The following is a 13,629-nucleotide window of genomic DNA, read 5'->3' on the forward strand; positions in this document are numbered from 1 at the left end:
TGACGGGCTGGATTAGAGCCACTCCGAGGTAGTTTTCTGTTAATCTTAAATAGAAATACTTTCAGCTATTGTATTTCCTCTCTGAAAATAAGGGTTTAACATACTCTTCTCATCAACGTGTTGTTTTCTAAAATTAATTTATATTATAATCATACAAATTTAAGATGTCAATGAATGCTTTGTAAAGTTTTTTTATTCAATAATATTATTACAATTATTCTATAATATTATTATGAATTTTAATAAATGATGTGAAAAAATTTTATCAAAGAATATATAAAATTTTAAGTAAAATTTAGGTAAAAAATATTGATTAATTTTCCTAAAAAGGTGATAATAAATTATAAGTTAGTACATTTATAAAGTTTTATGTAAAGGATTAACTTAAATTATTTTTAAAAATAAAGGGAGAGTTTTTTATGAGTAATATTGCTAATTTAGATTGGTTAGAAAACCCTGAAGTTTTCAGAGTAAATAGAATTGATGCACATTCTGATCATCTATATTACGAAAAAAGAGAAGAGTTATTTTTAGGAGATAATATGCCACTTAGACAATATTTAAATGGTGAGTGGAAATTCTCATATGCTGAAAATCAAGATAAGAGAATAAAAGATTTTTATAAAGAAGATTTTGATTGTAAAAGCTTTGATAACATAAATGTTCCAGGACATATACAACTTCAAGGTTATGACAATATGCAATATATAAACACATTATATCCATGGGATGGAAGAGAAGAACTTAGACCTCCTTATATATCTAAGGAATATAATCCTGTTGGAAGCTATGTTAAGTATTTTGAATTAAAAGATGAATTAAAGGATAAAAAAGTTTTTGTATCTTTCCAAGGTGTAGAGACAGCTTTTTATGTATGGTTAAATGGAGAATTTATAGGTTATAGTGAAGATTCATTTACTCCATCAGAATTTGAAATAACAAATAATTTAAAAGAAGGCCAAAATAAATTAGCAGTAGAAGTATATAAAAGAAGCAGTGCTAGCTGGATTGAAGACCAAGATTTTTGGAGATTTTCAGGAATATTTAGAGATGTATATTTATATGCAACTCCAAAATATCATGTGAAAGATTTATTTATAAAGCAAGACTTAAATGATACTTATGAAAATGCTGATTTAGATATAAATATTAAGTTAGATAACTCAGAAGCTTGTATGGTTAAAGCTTATTTAAAAGATAAAGACGAAAATTTAATATATGAGTTCAGTAATATAGAGGCTAAAAAAGAAGTGCGTTTTAACGAAATTATAGAAAATGTAAAGCTTTGGAGTGCTGAAAATCCATATCTTTATACTTTATATATTGAGCTTTCAGATAAAGATGGAAACTTAATCGAGATAGTTCCACAAAAAATAGGTTTTAGAAAATTTGAACTTAAAAATAAAATAATGCACCTAAATGGAAAAAGAATAATCTTTAGAGGTGTTAATAGACATGAGTTTAGCTGTAAAACTGGACGTGCTATAAGTAAAGAAGACATGCTTTGGGATATTAAGTTCTTAAAGAGAAATAATATAAATGCAGTTAGAACTTCACACTATCCAAATCAAAGTTATTTCTATGATTTATGTGACGAGTATGGAATTTATTTAATAGATGAAGCTAACTTAGAAAGTCATGGTTCATGGCAAAAGTTAGGTAAATGTGAGCCAAGCTGGAATATACCAGGTTCACTTCCAGAGTGGAAAAATGTAGTTTTAGATAGAGCAGAATCTATGCTTCAAAGAGATAAAAATCATCCATCAATACTTATTTGGTCATGTGGTAATGAATCTTATGCAGGTACAAATATCTTAGAAATGACAAAGTATTTCCATGAAAATGATAGTAGTCGTTTAGTACACTATGAAGGAGTATTTTGGAATAGAGAATTTAATGAAATAAGTGATATGGAAAGCAGAATGTATGCTAAGCCTCAAGATATAGAGGAATATCTAAATAATAATCCACAAAAACCTTATATAAGCTGTGAATATATGCATGCTATGGGGAATTCCTGTGGAGGAATGAATTTATATTCTGACTTAGAAGATAAGTATGATATGTACCAAGGCGGATTTATTTGGGATTATATAGATCAAGCGGTAGAAACTATTAATGAAGATGGTGAAAAGGTGCTATTATATGGCGGAGATTTTGATGATAGATCAACAGATTACTGTTTCTGTACAGATGGAATAATCTATGCAGATAGAACTGTATCTCCAAAGGTTCAAGAAGTTAAGTACCTATATTCAAATGTTAAAATAACTCCAGATACTAATGGAATAACTATCAAAAATGAGAATTTATTTATAGATACGAAGGAATATGATTTTGTAGTTTCTATAGAGAAAGAAGGAGAAAAGATATTTGAAAATACTATAAATATAGATGTTAAACCTCAATCTGAAGAATATTTAGAATTTGAATATCCAAAGATGAAGGAAAACGGTGAATATATTATAAATGTTTCTATGAGACTTAAAAATGATACAATTTGGGCAAATAAAGGACATGAAGTAGCTTTTGGGCAACATGCTTTTAATGTTGCTGAATTTAATAATGATAATAAAAAAGATTATAAGAAGTTTAATGTTATTCATGGTGATGGAAATATAGGAGTTGAAGGGGATAATTTCTACTTTATGTTCTCAATCACTGAAGGTGGAATAGTGTCTTTATGCTATGACAATAAAGAATATATAACTAGAGCACCTAAAACATCTTATTTCAGAGCAACAACAGATAATGATAAGGGAAATGCTCATAACTTTAGATGTGCACAATGGCAAATTGCAGGTATGAATCAAAGACTTATTGATTTTAAATTAGAAGAAAATCAAGATGAAGTTTCACTTATATACACATTTGAATTACCAACAACTATAAAAACAGAAAATATAGTTAAATATACAGTTAAGAAATGTGGAGATATAGATATAAATGTTAGATATAAAGGAGTAGAAGGATTGCCAGAAATTCCACTGCTTTCTATGGACTTTAAGCTTAAAAAAGAATTTGAAAATTTTAAGTACTATGGTTATGGCCCAGATGAAAACTATATAGATAGAAATGAAGGCGCAAAGCTTGGCGTCTTTGAAAATACAGCTAGAGAAAATATGTCTAGATATTTAATTCCTCAAGAATGTGGAAATAGAACAAATGTAAGATGGGCAGAAGTAACTAATAATAATGGTGATGGATTAAGATTTAATTATAAGGAAACTCCATTTGAATTAAGTGTGCTTCCATACAGTGCTTATGAGATTGAAAATGCAATGCATATTTTTGAACTTCCACGTGTAAATTATACATGGGTACGTATAATTGCAAAACAAATGGGAGTCGGCGGAGATGATAGCTGGGGTGCACCAGTTCATAATCAATATTTAATTAAATCAAATAAAGATTTAGATTTCACATTTACGATATCTAAAGCATAATTTAAAGACTCCATCTCTATTTATTTAGAAGATGGAGTTTTTATATCTATAACTTAAATTTATCTTAACAATGAATACTCTCATAAAGTTTTTCAAGCTCAATATTTTCTAGCAATTCTTCTGAATAATATGCTTTACCCATTAAGATAAATATTACATCTTCTTTTTTATAACCTTCTTTATATAATTTTATATTTTTTGTTAAACGCTTAATTATATTAGATGAGGCATTTAATATATAACAGAGTTCTTTAAAGGAATAATATTTTTTAGGTAGAAGTTTATATAATTTTTTTTGAAGATTGATTTTATAGGAAATATCTGTTTTTAAGCAATGATGGGGACCTAATTTTCCACGATGATGTTCCTCACATAAATACATATAGTTTAATTCAATATCAAATCCACCTTCAGATTTATGAACAATATGATGGATATCAGCCTTTTTGTTGCATATTTCACAAAAATACAAGCAAAAACCTCCTTATTTTATATTTAATAATTATAGAGAAAAAAATTATTCAAATCAATCAACATATTTTTATATAAAATAAAAAATATTTCTTATAGGAGAGTAAAAATAATAAAAAATGGTATAATATACTAGATGGTATATTATATTAAAGTTTATTAGGAAGGGTGATATTTATGAAGAATAATTACAATTCGTTCGATTTTTGGTCCATGAATGTAAACGAACACATGGCTATGAGAGGTCATGCTTTTACAAATGAATTACCAACAAGTAAATCAGTTTATATACATGCACTTATATTTTGCAATAAAAATGGAATAGAAAATATTTATTCATATTTCTCAAATGCAAGGGTATTGTTAGGATATATACAACACTCATTTATTCAAAAAGCATTTTATAAGTGGGCTTATGGAACAGAAAAAGTAATACTTAAAGTTCCAGCATACTCAATTCCTGAACTAGTAAGTTGCTTATCAAAAAAAAATAAGATATCTAAAGAAGAAGAGAAAATTATGACAGAACAATATAATTTTTTAAATGAGTTATGGGAAAAAAGCGATGAAGAAATAATTGACGGTTTAGTGGATTTTGGAAAGAGATTCAATAAAGATTGGATTGGAGATAATAAAAGATTTTTATATATAAAAGTATTTAAAACAGCAACACAAGTGGGTGAGTTTATTGATTCTTCAGTAGAGATGACTAATAAACAAAAAGAGTTTGAAAATGAAATAGGTTTATCATTAAAAGAATGGCAAGATGTATATTTAAATGTTGGAAAAGATAAAAAATCTTCAACTATATTTAAAAATATTCTTCTAAATAAATTATCAGAAACACTTTAATAATTTAGTAAAGGCTAAGTGATTATATTAAGATATATAATCGCTTAGCTTTTTTTATATTATTAGTTAATAAAGATATAAGAAGAATATAGATATTGACATGAAATATTAATGTTGTTAAAATAGACATAATCGAAAATTAAAGAAAGTCTTATCAAGAGTGGTGGAGGGACTGGCCCTATGAAACCCGGCAACCTATTAGTATTATTAGGAATGACTATAAAAATCAATGTATCTAATACATTGGTTATTTTGTGTTTCTGATTTTACAAGTGTGGTGCTAAATCCTGCAGTAAAACTGATAGATAAGTGGTGTTTATAGAATTATAAAGCTTCTGATTTCTATCAGAGGCTTTTTTATTTTGTATATTCAATAAAACTAGGAGGAAGAAATATGAAAAAGGGGAAAGAAGGAAACTGGTGGGCTCTTTTACCACTATTAGTTTTTGTTTTAGTATATGTTGGAATTGCATTTATTACAAAAGATTTTTATTCTGTTTCAGTAATAATACCATTTCTAATCGCATCAGTTGTAGCTTTAGTTATGAATACTAAAGTTAGTTTTGAAGAAAAATTAAATATTTTCTGCAAAGGAGCAGGAGATTCTAATATAATTTTAATGATTTTGATATTTATATTAGCAGGAGCATTTGCTCAAGTGGCTAAGTCTATGGGAGCAGTTGATTCAACAGTAAACTTAGGGCTTTCAGTATTGCCACCTAATCTTTTAGTAACAGGAATATTTATAGTTGCATGCTTTATAGCATTATCAGTTGGAACATCAATGGGAACAATAGTTGCACTTGTACCAATAGCTCTTGGAGTATCTGAAAAAACTGGAATAGCTGTAGCATTAGTAGTTGGAGCTGTTGTAAGTGGAGCAATGTTTGGTGATAATTTATCAATTATATCTGACACAACAATAGCAGCAACAAAGACACAAGGCTGTGAAATGAGAGATAAATTTAAGATGAATTTTAAGATAGTATTACCAGCTGCGATAATAACAGCTATTATATTTATGATTATAACTAGTGGAACAGAATCAGTTAACTTAGGAAGCTATGATTATAATTTAATAAAAATTGTTCCATACATAGGAGTTTTAGTTGCAGCGCTTGCAGGTGTTAATGTTATATTTGTTTTAGCATCAGGAATAGTTTTAGCAGGTATAATAGGAATAGCAACTGGAAGTTTTGATATTATAGGACTTTTTACAGGTATGGCAGATGGAATTACTGGAATGAGTGAATTAATTATAATATCATTATTAATAGCAGGAATGGTTTCTCTTATAAAATTTAATGGAGGAATTGAATTTATATTACATAAAGGATTAAAAAACTTCAAGACAAAAAGAGGAGCAGAACTTGGAATTGGAGCTTTAGTAAGCTTAGTAGACATATGTACTGCAAATAATACAATAGCTATAGTTACAGTTGGACCAATAGCTAAAGATATATCAGATGAATTTGATTTAGAGCCAAAGAGAGTTGCAGGAATTATGGACATGTTTGCATGTGCATTTCAAGGAATAATCCCTTATGGTGCTCAACTTATATCAGCAGCAAGTCTTGCAGCTATATCACCAATTCAAATAATGCAATATTTATTTTATCCATATTTAATGGGTATTTCAGTAGTAATTGCGATAATATTTTATTGGAGCAGAAGAAAAGAAGAAAATATTATAAAGTAAAAAAAGCCCTAACTTTAGGGCTTTTTATTTTTGTATTAATTAACTAAGCATATACATTGAGATGATATTCCAAGACCTTCACCAGTAAATCCAAGGCCTTCTTCAGTTGTAGCTTTAACATTTACTTGATTAAAGTCTATATTTAATGCATCTGCTATATTATGTCTCATTTGTTCTATATGAGGAGCCATTTTAGGTTTTTGTGCAATTATTGTTGCATCTATATTACCTATTTTATAATTGTTGTTTTCTAGAAGTTTTCCAACTTCTTTAAGAAGAGTTATACTTGATATCCCTTTATACTTTGGATCAGTATCAGGGAAATACTTGCCTATATCACCTAATGCTGTAGCACCAAGTAGAGAATCCATGATTGCATGAATAAGAACATCAGCATCAGAATGTCCTAATAATCCAAACTCATAAGGGATTTTAACTCCACCTAAAATTAAATCTCTATCTTCAACTAAACGATGTACATCATAGCCTAAGCCAATACGCATATGTCTCACCTCTATAATATTTTTTTCTATAAGTTTAGCACAAAAATGCAATATATTTCAAAAATATATAAGAAATAATTATTAATTTGTAATTTCATTTAAAAAGCATGTACATTTAGGTATAATTAGATATAAGCATAGATATTGTTCGATAAAAATAAGAGGGAGTGTATAAATTTGGAGATATTTGATAGAAATAAATATAAATTTTCCAATGTGCCGAGTTTAGTAGAGGTTAGTGATGAGATAAATAAAGCTAGAGCTAATGAAATAGACTCAATAGAAAAAGAACTCTATTCATATAGAATTTTAATACAAGATTTATTTGCTTGTATTCCAAATGAGTATGAGAAAAATTTAATATTAAATATAGCTTTTTACATAATAGAAGAATTAGAATTATTACATTTTGTACAAAATAAAAAGAAATTACCACTTAACATATTATCAAAAAAAACTAAGCAATCAAGAAAGTTTATAGATGAGTGGAGTGAATATATAATTGCATACTTTATTATATTTTCAAATCCTAATTATAGACTTATACAAGACTATATAAAGATTGAACAAAATGAAGAAAAAGTAGAAGCATCAAAGAAAAAACAATCAAATAAAACTGTTGTTAAAAGTATCTCAGAAGAGAAAACTAATGAGGTAAATGAAGAGGGCAAAAGCAAATCAAAAATTATATCATTAAATAGAAATTCTAAACAAAAATTAAGAGGAATAGTTTTAAAAGTATTTAAGCATAGTGCATGTATATTAACCAGTACAGGTGAATTTAGAAAAATAAAATTAGAAGATGGCTTAAGTGCTGGAAAAGAAGTATTAGCTAATCGTAAGAAAAGGTTAAGTGATTATAAATTTTATTTTGTAATTTTAATAGTAGTTATTATAATAAGTCTTGGTTCATTTTTACATAAATACTCAAAAGTAAATACAACTATATTAATAAATACTACATCTCAGATAAAGGTAGAAGTTAATTCATTTAATAAGATAATAAATGTATATTCTCCAACAACTAAGGGAGCAGAACTTGTTAATAATTTAAATTTAAATGATGTAAAGTTAGATGATGGTGTTGAACAAATCTTAAGCTATGCAGATAAACATGATATGATGCCATCTGGAAAAGTATTAGTTACTGTAACTGGAAAACCTCTAATGTATGGAAGTTTAGATAAAACAAGTAAATTTGTAAAAAGTCATAACATAAATTTAGTAATAAATAATGCAGGAAATAAGCAGAATTTATCTAATTAAAATGTAAATTGAGAAGGAAGGTAATAATGAAAAAAGCTTTAAATAAGATAAATCCTAAATTTAAAAATAAAAAAGGCAAAAATAACAAAAGTGTTGATAAGCCTAAATTTAATAGAGAAAAAGATAAGGAAAAATCATTTAGTAATAAAAATATAATTGTTCATAATGAAAGAAAAGAAGAAATACGTTTAAATAAATATATAAGTGAAACAGGAATATGCTCTAGAAGAGAAGCTGATAAACTTATAGAAGATGGAAAGGTTACTGTTGATGGCAAGAAAGCTTTAATAGGAACAAAGGTATCTAAAGGGCAAGTTGTAAAAGTAAATGGCAAAAGAATATCAAAAGAAGAAGAAATGGTATATATAGCTTTAAATAAGCCTGTAGGAATCACATGTACTACTGAAAAGAAAGTAAAAGGAAATATAGTTGATTTTGTAGGGCATAATAAAAGAATATTTCCAATCGGAAGGTTAGATAAAGATTCACAAGGCTTAATATTACTAACTAATGATGGGGATATAGTAAACAAAATCTTAAGAGCAGGAAATAACCATGAAAAAGAATATATAGTAACTGTAGATAAAAAAATAAATGATGAATTTATTGAAAAGATGGGTAGTGGAGTTAGAATACTTGGAACTACAACAAAAAAATGTTTCGTAAAAAAAGAAAATGATTATACATTTAGAATAATTTTAACTGAAGGCATGAATAGGCAAATAAGAAGAATGAGTGAGGCCTTAGGTTATGAAGTTAAGAAACTAAAAAGAATCAGAATAATGAATATAGACTTAGGAAATCTAAAAATAGGTGCTTGGAGAGATTTATCTAAAAAAGAGCTTATTGGATTAAATGATTTAATACAAGAATCTAAGAAAACAAAAGATGATTAATAATATATAATTTTAACCTATTTGAAGAATACTATAAAAAAATTATAATTTTAGTATTTAAAAAGGTAGGAAATTATATTATGAAAAATATTATTATAAAGTATCTTAGTTTATTTATAATAATTTTTAGTGCACTAAATTTTACATATGAATTGTCTATAAATGCAAAGGAATATGAAGAAAAAAATAAATCTATTGAAGATGTAAAAATAGAGCATTTAGATAATTGTATAGAAATTGATATTAATTATCCTAAATTAACTGATAAAAAGAATGAAAATATAAATAAAGAAATAAGTTTATGGACAGATAATTGGATTAAAGAAACTCAAGATGTACTTGATGATTATAAAAAAAGTGGTTATATATGTAATAATAGGTTTGAACTAAATTCTAGGTATTATATAACTAAGGACAGTAATAATCTTCTGAGCTTCTATATAGATTATTATCAGTTTAGTGGTGGTGCTCATGGATCTACTACAAGGAAAGCTTATGTTATAGACAAAAAGCTTAATAAAAAATTATCAATTAAAGAGTTATTTAAAATAGGATATGATTATAAAACTGTAATAGATAAGGAAATAAGAAATCAAATAAATAAAAATAAAGAAAAATATTTTGTTGATGCAACTACGTATAAGGGAATTAATGATGATGCTAAGTTTTATATAAAAGGAGAAAATTTAGTTATATATTATAATCAATATGAGATAGCTCCATATGCATCAGGTATACCGGAATTTAATATACCTATAAATGATTTTAAAGAAAATTTCTTATACAATAATTAAATATATATAAAATGACCATATAGGGCAAAATAGCTTTGTGCGGTCATTTTATGTTTTATAACAGAGTGAAAAATTGATTTTTAGAATTTTTTAAAGTAAAATAAAAAATAAGTAAAAATTAATGTTAGATAATAGGAAGTCATATTATGAGAAAGAATTTTGGAGCAAAGCCATATTTATTTCCACAACCAGTTATGATGGTTGGAACATATGATGAAAATGGTAAAGCAAATGTTATGAATGCAGCTTGGGGCGGTATTGTAGGTATGAATCAAATTATGGTTGACTTAGGTATACATAAGACAACACAAAATATCATGCTTAATAAAGAATTCACAGTAAGTATTGCAACTAAAGAACAAATGGAAGCTTGTGATTATGTTGGTATTGTTTAAGGAAACAGAGAACCAAATAAGATGGAAAAAGCAGGATTTACAACAGTGAAGAGTGATTTTGTTAATGCACCTATAATTAATGAACTTCCACTTACTTTAGAATGCAGATTAATTAAAGTTGTTGATGGAGAAAGGTATTTTGCAGAAATCGTTAATGTAAGTGCAGATGAAAAAATACTTGGTGAATATGGAAAAATAAGCTTAGAAAAATTACAACCAATTACTTTTGATACTATTCATAATGGTTATTATAGCTTAGGAGAACGTGTAGGTAATGCGTTCAAAGATGGAGCAAAATTAAGATAGTATATTATAGAAATAAAAAATAAAGCCAGGAGTTTTATATAAACTCTTGGCTTTATTTATATTTTATTAGATTGTAGCCTTATTATCTTCTTCTTGTGAATCTTTAGAGAAAGCTTCTTTAAATACTTTTATAGCTTGGATTATAACAGTTGGTAAAAATGCTAATACATAAATTAAACCAAGTTGTAATCCAGAAAGCTTTGCAACCTCAAATAAGTCTTGTAATGGTGGTACAAATAAAACTAAAGTTAAAAGCACAGCACCAACTAAAAATGCATAGATTGAATACTTATTAGAGCCTAATCCAAGTTTAAATATTGAAGCTTTACTACGACAATTAAATCCATGGAATAGTCTAGCTAAGCAAAGTGTTGAGAATGCCATTGTACTAGCAACAGCGGCACTAGTTTCAAGTCCAATATGGAAAGCTATTAAAGTAAATATTGCAATTATTAAACCTTCAAAAGCAATATCAATAACAAAATCTTTAGTTAATATTGATTCTTTACTATCTCTTGGCTTTTCTTTTAAAAGATCCTTAGTAGGATTTTCAACACCAATTGCTATAGCAGGTAGGCTATCAGTTAAAAGGTTAATAAATAATAAGTGTACTGGCATAAATGGTACAGGTAATGCAAGTATTGAAGCATAAAGCACAGCAAATATACCAGAGGCATTACCAGAAAGTAAGAATTTAATTGAATTCTTTATGTTTGCGTAAACATTTCTTCCATTTGTAACAGCTTTTACAATTGTAGCAAAGTTATCATCAGTAAGTATCATAGATGCAGCATCTTTTGAAACCTCTGTTCCTGTAATTCCCATAGCTATACCTATATCAGCTTGTTTAAGAGCAGGAGCATCATTAACACCATCACCTGTCATAGCAACAATTTTGCCTTTATCTTGCCATGCACGTACTATTCTTATCTTATGTTCAGGTGAAACTCTAGCATAAACTGATATATGATCAAGTTTATTTGAAAGTTCTTCATCACTCATCTTATCAAGTTCTAAACCAGTAACAGCCATATCATCATCTTGAAGAATACCTATTTGTTTAGCAATAGCAGATGCAGTGATTTTATGGTCACCAGTAATCATTATTGGTTTAATTCCAGCATTTATACAATCTCTAACAGCTTCAGCTGATTCAGCTCTTGGTGGATCAATCATTGATATTAATCCAAGGAAAGTATATTCACATTCATCTTCTAAGCTTAAGTTACGAATCTTAGGAAACTCTTTGTAAGCAAAAGCTAATACTCTTAAACCATTTTGAGAAAGCTTTGTGTTAGTATCTATAATTTTTTGCTTATCATCTTCAGTTATAGGTCTTACACCATTTGATGTTTTAATTGAAGTAACTCTGTTTAAAAGAACATCAAAAGCACCCTTTGTGAACATTATATTTTTGCCATCAATTTGATGAACTGTGCTCATAAGCTTTCTATCTGAATCAAAAGGAATTTCTTTTAATCTTTCAAATTCTTTTCTTATGGCATTTTCTTTTAAGTTATAAATGTGTCCAAGGTTAACTAAAGCAATTTCAGTAGGATCACCAAGTTCTTGTCCATCAACTGAAGTAGAGTCATTACATAAAATAGCACTATTTAATAAATATTGATGAGTTTCATTAGTTAAATCTAAATTTTCAGAATCTATAAGTTTTTCATCAACATATATTTGTTTTGTTGTCATTTTATTTTGCGTAAGTGTACCAGTTTTATCTGAACATATTATTGATACAGAACCTAAACCTTCAACAGCTTTAAGAGATTTAATTATTGCATGTTCTTTTGCCATTTTTTGAGTTCCAATTGCAAGAACTATTGTTACAATAGAACTTAAAGCTTCAGGAATAGCAGCAACGGCTAAAGCAACAGCAAACATTAATGAATTTAGTATAGGAGTATTTCTATAAACACTTAAACCAAATACTACAGCGCAAATAATCAATATTGAGATAGCAAATTTCTTTGAAAAATCATCTAAGCTTTTTTGAAGAGGTGTAGTCTTTTCTTGTGTCTCTTCCATAAGTGTAGCAATTTTTCCAAGTTCAGTATTCATACCTGTAGCAGTAACAACAACTAAAGCACGTCCATAAGTTACAAGAGAACTAGAAAATACCATGTTCTTTTGATCACCTAAGGCTATCTCATCTTTTGATATAACATCAGATATTTTATTAACACTTTCAGATTCTCCAGTTAGTGCACTTTCATTAACTTGAAGAGAGTAATTTTCAATAATTCTACCATCAGCGACAACTAGGTCACCAGCTTCAAGAATTAATATATCTCCAGGCACTACATCTTTTGATGAGATTTCAATCTTTGTACCGTTTCTTATTACTTTTGCACTAGGGGCAGACAATGCCTTTAAACTATTTAATGATTGCTCTGCTTTAACATGTTGAACAGTACCTAAGATTGCATTTAAGATTATAACTGCAAATATTACTATTGTACTTTCAATCTCTCCAGTAGCTATAGATACAATACCGGCAATGATTAGTATAATAACTAATAAATCTTTAAATTGTTCTAAAAATACTTGAAGAGTACTTTGTTTTTTCTTTTCACTTAATACATTTTCACCATACTTTTCTCTAGATGAAGTTACTTCATTATCATTAAGACCCTCTTTAGTAACTTTAAAGTTTTTAAGTACATCTTCAGTAGTTTTATTAAAGAAATCTTTCATTTAATAAGCTCCTTTCATATTTAAATATTAATCTTTTCAATAAAAAAAGACTTTTAATATAAACTACGAACCAAAAAAATTCGTAACTTATATTAAAAGTCTCGTAACCTCTAGGGTATATAACACCAGACATGAAATCATGTCGAGAATGTTGACGTTATATTTGTAACTACTCCCTTTTAATTTATTTATTTGCTAATACAAGGATATATCTATATATATATAAAGTCAATAGATAATAATATAATTGCATTAAGATTTAACATAAATATTATATAAAATTCAAAATATGAAC

General features: G+C 27.4%; 9 protein-coding genes, 1 pseudogene, 1 riboswitch and 1 other annotated feature (1 of these 12 running past the window's edge). Of the genes and pseudogenes, 7 read left to right on the forward strand and 3 right to left on the reverse strand.

The features are described 5' to 3' along the window. Nucleotides 1-125: a binding site (T-box leader), on the reverse strand; it reaches 88 nt to the left of the window's first position. Between the two features lie 294 nt (nt 126-419). Continuing rightward, nucleotides 420-3,446 carry a glycoside hydrolase family 2 TIM barrel-domain containing protein gene (locus tag SPJ33_RS02005; RefSeq protein WP_321116299.1) on the forward strand — a complete coding sequence of 1,009 codons (3,027 nt, stop codon included), beginning with the start codon at nt 420-422 and terminating at the stop codon, nt 3,444-3,446. 64 nt (nt 3,447-3,510) lie between these two features. Here the strand turns inward: SPJ33_RS02005 and SPJ33_RS02010 are convergent, their stop codons facing one another. Further along, on the reverse strand, nt 3,511-3,918 hold the full coding sequence (locus SPJ33_RS02010) for an HNH endonuclease signature motif containing protein (protein WP_321116300.1): 408 nt from the start codon (nt 3,916-3,918) through the stop codon (nt 3,511-3,513). 176 nt (nt 3,919-4,094) lie between these two features. On the opposite strand from SPJ33_RS02010, the gene SPJ33_RS02015 reads away from it, so the two are divergent. Together SPJ33_RS02015 and SPJ33_RS02020 are read left to right on the forward strand one after the other, a co-directional pair. Then, nucleotides 4,095-4,769: a hypothetical protein gene (locus tag SPJ33_RS02015; RefSeq protein WP_321116301.1), complete on the forward strand. Its 675-nt coding sequence runs from the start codon at nt 4,095-4,097 to the stop codon at nt 4,767-4,769. A gap of 148 nt (nt 4,770-4,917) precedes the next feature. After that, nucleotides 4,918-5,081, forward strand: a riboswitch (SAM riboswitch). A gap of 82 nt (nt 5,082-5,163) precedes the next feature. Beyond that, entirely contained in the window at nt 5,164-6,468 is a 1,305-nt protein-coding gene (locus SPJ33_RS02020; RefSeq protein ID WP_321116302.1) for a Na+/H+ antiporter NhaC family protein, read from the forward strand. Between the two features lie 35 nt (nt 6,469-6,503). Here the strand turns inward: SPJ33_RS02020 and ispF are convergent, their stop codons facing one another. Continuing rightward, nucleotides 6,504-6,971, reverse strand: coding sequence for a 2-C-methyl-D-erythritol 2,4-cyclodiphosphate synthase (gene ispF / locus SPJ33_RS02025; protein WP_321116303.1), 468 nt, complete (start codon nt 6,969-6,971; stop codon nt 6,504-6,506). Nucleotides 6,972-7,148: 177 nt separating this feature from the next. On the opposite strand from ispF, the gene SPJ33_RS02030 reads away from it, so the two are divergent. The 4 genes and pseudogenes from SPJ33_RS02030 to SPJ33_RS02045 all read left to right on the forward strand — a co-directional run bounded on the left by SPJ33_RS02030 (nt 7,149) and on the right by SPJ33_RS02045 (nt 10,628). Beyond that, nucleotides 7,149-8,237: an anti-sigma factor domain-containing protein gene (locus SPJ33_RS02030; RefSeq protein WP_321116304.1), complete on the forward strand. Its 1,089-nt coding sequence runs from the start codon at nt 7,149-7,151 to the stop codon at nt 8,235-8,237. A 26-nt stretch (nt 8,238-8,263) separates the two neighbouring features. Beyond that, nucleotides 8,264-9,133 (forward strand): 23S rRNA pseudouridine(2604) synthase RluF, encoded by an 870-nt coding sequence (rluF, locus tag SPJ33_RS02035; RefSeq protein ID WP_321116305.1) that lies wholly within the window; start codon nt 8,264-8,266, stop codon nt 9,131-9,133. Nucleotides 9,134-9,213: 80 nt separating this feature from the next. After that, on the forward strand, nt 9,214-9,927 hold the full coding sequence (locus SPJ33_RS02040) for a DUF3298 and DUF4163 domain-containing protein (RefSeq protein ID WP_321116306.1): 714 nt from the start codon (nt 9,214-9,216) through the stop codon (nt 9,925-9,927). A 146-nt stretch (nt 9,928-10,073) separates the two neighbouring features. Further along, nucleotides 10,074-10,628 (forward strand): annotated as a pseudogene (locus SPJ33_RS02045) (flavin reductase family protein). 66 nt (nt 10,629-10,694) lie between these two features. On the opposite strand, the gene SPJ33_RS02050 reads toward SPJ33_RS02045, so the two are convergent. Continuing rightward, the gene (locus SPJ33_RS02050; RefSeq protein ID WP_321116307.1) at nt 10,695-13,334 is read right to left on the reverse strand and encodes a cation-translocating P-type ATPase; all 2,640 of its coding nucleotides are present in this window, start codon (nt 13,332-13,334) and stop codon (nt 10,695-10,697) included. Between the last annotated feature and the right edge of the window lie 295 nt (nt 13,335-13,629).

The organism is Clostridium sp. (genome assembly GCF_034179595.1).
In the GTDB taxonomy this organism is placed as follows: Bacteria; Bacillota; Clostridia; order Clostridiales; family Clostridiaceae; genus Clostridium.